Raw genomic sequence first — 5,915 nt, 5'->3', positions numbered from 1 at the left:
ATCACTCCGTAACCTATCAGCCTTATTCTACGTCAGACTAAGTGTTTTTATATAGAACGATGTTTGTATCTACCGAAACCTTGCTCGCTACTGGTATTTTTCTACAGCAGGAAACATTTAGGTTGTCACGCTTGAGAAGCAACCAACAGAGAAACATGTAGGGGTTTACGCTACCCTTCAATTCTGAGTGTGAAAGATCTTTTCAAGAAATTGGCGAATGCCTGCTTCATAAACCGGCAGCGAATCTAAAAATCCTTCGTTGTGATCCCCCTGAATTTGCAAGAAAAATTTGGGTTCGTTGGCAGCAGCGTACAACCGTTTCCCGTGGTCGAAGGGGATGATTTCATCCTGGGGGCTATGGATGACCAGCACCGGCACATGAATCTGCTGGATGCGCTCCAGGTTGTTGTACTGAAATTGAGCCAGCCAGTCCACCGGCATGTAGGGAAACAGACCCTTGGCGATGTCGGGAACGCTGGTGAATGTAGAACCCAAAATCACCCCTGCCGGTCGGAAACGCACGGCTAAATAGGTGGCAATCGCTCCCCCCAGCGACTCGCCATACAGGACAATGCGCTCCGGGGGAATGTGACGCGTCTCGGTGAGATAACGCCAGGCCGCTTCGCCGTCGAGATAGGTGCCCTGCTCAGTGGGTTCTCCTTCGCTCTCGCCGTAGCCCCGGTAGTCGAAAAACAAACTGGCCAGGCCCAGCCCATAAAAGATGCGCATGTAGGGCAAGCGGTAGCTGATATTGCCGCCGTTGCCGTGGGCAAATAAAAGCACCGGCGCATTGGGGTCAGGGGCAGGAATCCACCAAGCGCTAATCGTGACCCCATCGGCAGTCGTCAAGCGCAGGTCCTCGTAGGACAATCCCGTGTCCTGGGGGGTGGCAACGATCTGGCGACTAGGAAAATACATGAGCCGCGCCTGCCCTAACCACAGCAATAACAATAATCCCCCATAGACGCCGGCAGTGATGCGTACAGCTCGCCCCAGCCATTGCCACCAGTCGAGTGCAGCCATCTAGACCAGCAGCCCTTCTTTCTGGGCCATCCGGCGCATCAGGTCCAGCACCCGCAGGGAGTAGCCCCACTCGTTGTCGTACCAGGCCACCACCTTGAAAAAGTGGGGATTTAACTCAATCCCAGCGCCTGCATCAAAAATGCTGGAGTGGGGGTCGCCGTTGAAATCAGTAGAAACGACTTCCTCCTCCGTATAACCCAAAATGCCCCGCAAGGGTCCTTCGCTGGCCGCTTTCATCGCCGCGCAGATTTCCTTGTAACTGGTGCTTTTTTCGGTGCGGAAGGTCAGGTCCACTACCGAGACATTGGGCGTGGGCACCCGGAACGCCATCCCTGTCAACCGCCCCTTCAGTTCGGGTAATACAAGTGCCACTGCTTTGGCCGCTCCCGTTGAAGACGGAATGATGTTTTGGGTCGCGCCCCGCCCGCCACGCCAGTCCTTTTTGCTGGGGCCATCGACGGTGGGTTGGGTAGCTGTAAACGAATGCACCGTGGTCATCAACCCCTCCGCTAACCCGAAATGCTCATGAATCACCTTGGCGATGGGGGCCAGGCAGTTGGTGGTGCAACTGGCGTTGGAAACAATGGTGTGCTGGGCCGGGTCGAACTGATGGTCATTGACACCCACAACAAACGTGGCGACTTTATCGGGGTCTTTGGTGGGCGCAGAAATGACCACCCGTTTGGCACCCGCCGTTAGGTGCTTGCTGGCCCCGTCGTAGCTCGTAAACAGGCCGGTGGATTCCACCACGTAGTCCACACCCACTTTCGCCCAGGGCAATTCCGCCGGGTCTTTGCAGCAAAAACAGGGAACAAAGCGCCCATTCACCACAATCCCATCCTCCTTAGCCTCCACCGTACCCCGGAAGCGCCCGTGGGTGGAGTCGTACTTGAGCAGGTAGGCCAGGTTATCCGGGGGCACCAGGTCGTTGATCCCCACAAACTCTACATTCGGGTCGTCAATCCCCGCTCGGAACACCAACCGCCCAATGCGGCCAAAGCCATTGATGCCAACTTTCAGCGTCATCGTTGTTCCTCCAGAACACGTACGTTTGTTTAAGTCCCTGGCAAAGCCCGCAATTCCGGGTTCAGGTGACTGCGGTCCCCCATGCGCTCCAGCAATGGGCCGTACTGGGTAAAGCGCACCACACTCACCGACGCCACCAAGACGTTAATCCGGTCCCGATAGCGCCCCAGGTCAATGCCTAGTAAGCTACACAGGATAATGCGCAAAGTGGCCTTGTGGGAAACCACCAGCACATTCCCATCGGGATAGGTCGCCTCGATTTCCGCAATGACGGGCATGGCCCGGTTCGCCACCTGCACTGCCGTTTCACCGCCTCCTGTTGGCGCATTCCAGGCCGGGTCGGTCATCCAGCGGATGTAATCCTCCAGGTAATGTTCCTTCACCCAGTCGGGGGTTTGGCCTTCCCAGGCGCCGTAGTGGGCTTCCCTTAGGCCGTCCCGGAGTTCAATGGGCAATCCCACCGCTTCCGCCAGGGGTTTTGCCGTCGCCACCGCCCGCCGCATAGGACTGCAAAAGATTGCTGTCCAGGGAAGTTCCCGGTAGGCCTGGGCGAATTCCGCCGCCATCTGCTGGCCTGCGGGCGTGAGTTCGGGGTCAAGCATGCCGCAGTAACCCCCTGTCTGGCTAAAAGTGGTTTCCCCGTGACGTAGCAAGTACAAATGCAGTCCCATGGCTCCCCCTAGGTCAAACGCATCCCCGCCTGGTAATGGTCGTAGGGTTTGAGTTCGATGGGCACGGGCGACGCCCGCCAAATGTCCCGACAGTACTCTTGAATCGTCCGGTCCGACGAGAAATAACCCGTGCGAGCCGTGTTCAGGATGGACATGCGGGTCCAGCGCTCTGGGTCTTTATAGGTTTCGCTGACCTGGTCTTGGCAGTCTAAAAACGACTGAAAATCCGCCAGCAGGAAATAGGGGTCGTGGTTGAGCAGCGAATCTACCAGGGGCCGAAACAGAGACGTATCCCCTCGCGAAAACATCCCACTGGCAATCTGGTCAATCACTTCCTTGAGCACGGGGTTGCTGTTGTAGTACTCCCAGGGCCGGTATCCCTGAGCACGCAGGGCCATGACCTCTTGGGCCGTCAACCCGAACAGGAAGAAGTTTTCTGCACCCACGCGCTCGCGGATTTCGATGTTGGCCCCGTCCAGCGTGCCAATCGTCACAGCGCCATTCAGGGCAAATTTCATGTTGCCGGTGCCAGAGGCTTCCTTGCCAGCGGTGGAAATTTGCTCAGATAAATCGGCGGCAGGAAACACCCGCTGGGCCAGCTTCACGTTGTAGTCCGGCAAAAACACCACCTGGATGCGCCCTTGGATGTCCGGGTCGTGGTTGACCACCTCGGCAATCGAGTTAATGAGTTTGATAATCAACTTGGCCATGAAATAGCCAGGCGCCGCTTTACCGCCGAAGATAAAGGTGCGGGGGGGAATTTCTAAACCGGGATTGCGCTTGAGCCGGTTATACAGGGCCACAATGTGCAGCGCCTGGAGATGTTGCCGTTTGTATTCATGGATGCGCTTGATTTGCACATCGAACATCGAGTCTGGGTCCACCACCACGCCGGTGCGCTCGCGGATGAAATCCACCAGCTCAGCTTTGATGGCCCGCTTGCAGTCTCGCCACTCCTGCCGGAATTGGGGGTCGTCCACGTGGGCTTCCAACTGGCGGAGCTGTTCGTAGTGGGTCACCCAGTCCTTGCCAATGCGACTAGCAATCAACCGGCTGAGACGTAAATTGCTCAACAGCAGCCAGCGCCGGGGAGTCACGCCGTTAGTCTTGTTTTGGAACTTCTCCGGCCACAGGTCGTAAAAGTCCTTAAGTACGGTTTGTTTGAGCAATTCCGTGTGCAACGCCGCCACGCCATTGACCGCCTTGCTGCCGACGGTAGCCAGATTCGCCATGCGCACGTAGCGTTCGCCGCTTTCGTCAATCAAGGACATCCGTTGTACCTTACCCAGGTCACCAGGGAACCGCTCCCGCACCAGGTCCAGAAACCGCCGGTTGATTTCGTAGATGATTTCCAGATGGCGCGGCAACAGCGACGCAAACATATCCAAGGGCCAGCGCTCCAGAGCTTCCGGCAACAGGGTGTGGTTGGTGTAAGCGCAGCTTTGGGTGGTGATGTCCCAGGCGGTGTCCCAGTCCAGGTGGTGTTCATCCACCAGCAGGCGCATCAGTTCTGCCACCGCAATGGCTGGGTGGGTGTCATTGAGTTGGATGGCGAATTTTTTGTGGAAATCGGTGACGGGAATTCCCTGCCCCTTCAAAATGCGGAACATGTCCTGGAGCGAGCAGGAGACAAAGAAAATCTGCTGCATCAACCGCAAGCGCTTGCCCTGGATGGGTTCATCGTTGGGGTAAAGCACCTTGGTCACGTTTTCGGAAACAATCTTTTCATCCACCGCCCCGTAATAATCCCCGCGATTAAACGCTGCAAAATCGAACGATTCCGGCGCTTCGGCTTTCCATAGACGCAGGGTGTTGGCCGTATTGACCAGATAACCCAAGATAGGGGTGTCGTAGGGCACACCTTTAATCACCTGGTGGGGATGCCAGCGCACCCGATAGTTCCCCTGTTCATCGGTGTAGGGTTCGGTGTAACCGCCGAGTTTGACGTCCACCGCCCATTCCGGTCGCGCAATTTCCCAGGGGTTACCAAAGCGCAGCCATTTATCTGTGATTTCGACTTGCCAACCGTCGCGAATCTCCTGGTCAAAAATGCCGAATTCGTAACGGATGCCGTAGCCGATAGCGGGAATTTGCAGCGTCGCTAGGGAGTCCAAAAAGCAGGCCGCCAGCCGTCCCAAACCCCCATTGCCCAAGCCCGGTTCTTCTTCCTGGTACAGCAGAGCGTCAAAGTCCAAGCCTAGTTCCGTAATCGCCTGTTTCACCTGGTCGTAAATCCCCAGGTTGATGAGATTGTTACCCAGGTGCGGTCCCATGAGAAACTCCGCTGACAGGTAACACACCGTGCGGGATTTGTTCGTGGTGTAAGTTTCAGCCGTACTGATCCACCGTTGTAGCAGCCGGTCGCGCACCGTGTAGGCTAGGGCCATGTAGTAGTCATGCTGGGTGGCGAGACGCGGAAACTTGCCCTGGATGTAGAACAAGTTGTCCATAAATGCTCGCTTGAGCGTCTCCACACTCAACCCCGTCCGGTCGTCTTCGTACAAGGGCTGGGGCGCTGTTGGCGTTGCTGTCGTCATAGAACACCACCTTGGCTTGAGCGGACCACTCCCATTATCCGCAGGGTGGTGCAGCCCTAGGCATTTCTTCAGGTTTTGTTTAACACGCGGGGGAAAGCCACGCTCGCCGGTGCACTACAATAACTGCTCTTAAAATGGGGCTTGCTGTACTTTGCCGGAGAGTTACTTTTATGTGCTTATCTCTGAAAAAAGCATGGGAACGGTTCTGTAGCTGATGGGTCGCTGATTAAGGGATTAAGGTTTTTGTGCAAAATTTATCACGCTAGTCCTTTTGATGATCATCACACACCTTTATTGAGGGGGATCACCATCACCATTCGGACATCTTGAATACAGTGAAATTAAGCTGTTTGTGATGGCTTATGGTCTATCCAAGAAAACTCAGATAGCGCTTGCTACTGCAGTGCTAACGGGGTTTTCACCGATTCACAAACAGCCATTGCCCACCAACAATCACATGGGAGTAACAACATGAAACATCATCTCGCCAATCTTAGAAAGGGCTTGGCTCATCTCACTTTGTTTACAGCGACAACGGCTCTGACATCAGGTCTGGCGCTTGCGCCATCTGCCTACGCTACTCGTGATTACTGCTCTCCGTTAAACGGTCAATGGTATTTTCAGGGGCGGCCAGGGCCGATTGTTACTGAATACGGTA

At 55.6% G+C, this 5,915-nt stretch carries 5 protein-coding genes; 1 reads left to right on the top strand and 4 read right to left on the bottom strand.

The window, feature by feature from the left end; translation table 11 throughout:
* Positions 1-177: 177 nt before the first annotated feature.
* From NZ705_12275 to NZ705_12260, 4 genes are read right to left on the bottom strand one after another with little or no spacing between them, the layout of a single operon-like run.
* On the bottom strand, positions 178-1,023 hold the full coding sequence (locus NZ705_12275; GenBank protein MCS7293720.1) for an alpha/beta hydrolase: 846 nt from the start codon (positions 1,021-1,023) through the stop codon (positions 178-180).
* Positions 1,024-2,049 carry a type I glyceraldehyde-3-phosphate dehydrogenase gene (gene gap / locus NZ705_12270; protein MCS7293719.1) on the bottom strand — a complete coding sequence of 342 codons (1,026 nt, stop codon included), beginning with the start codon at positions 2,047-2,049 and terminating at the stop codon, positions 1,024-1,026.
* Between the two features lie 29 nt (positions 2,050-2,078).
* Positions 2,079-2,720, bottom strand: coding sequence for a histidine phosphatase family protein (locus NZ705_12265; GenBank protein MCS7293718.1), 642 nt, complete (start codon positions 2,718-2,720; stop codon positions 2,079-2,081).
* 8 nt (positions 2,721-2,728) lie between these two features.
* A complete protein-coding gene (locus NZ705_12260; protein ID MCS7293717.1) occupies positions 2,729-5,257 on the bottom strand; it encodes a glycogen/starch/alpha-glucan phosphorylase in 2,529 nt (842 codons plus the stop codon).
* A 471-nt stretch (positions 5,258-5,728) separates the two neighbouring features.
* Between NZ705_12260 and NZ705_12255 the strand changes: the two genes are divergently transcribed.
* Positions 5,729-5,915 (top strand): hypothetical protein (locus tag NZ705_12255; GenBank protein MCS7293716.1); only part of this gene is annotated, 187 nt, incomplete at its 3' end.

The sequence above is a fragment of the Gloeomargarita sp. SKYB120 genome (genome assembly GCA_025062155.1).
GTDB lineage: Bacteria > Cyanobacteriota > Cyanobacteriia > Gloeomargaritales > Gloeomargaritaceae > Gloeomargarita.
This window is presented reverse-complemented; position numbering and strand designations above follow the sequence as displayed.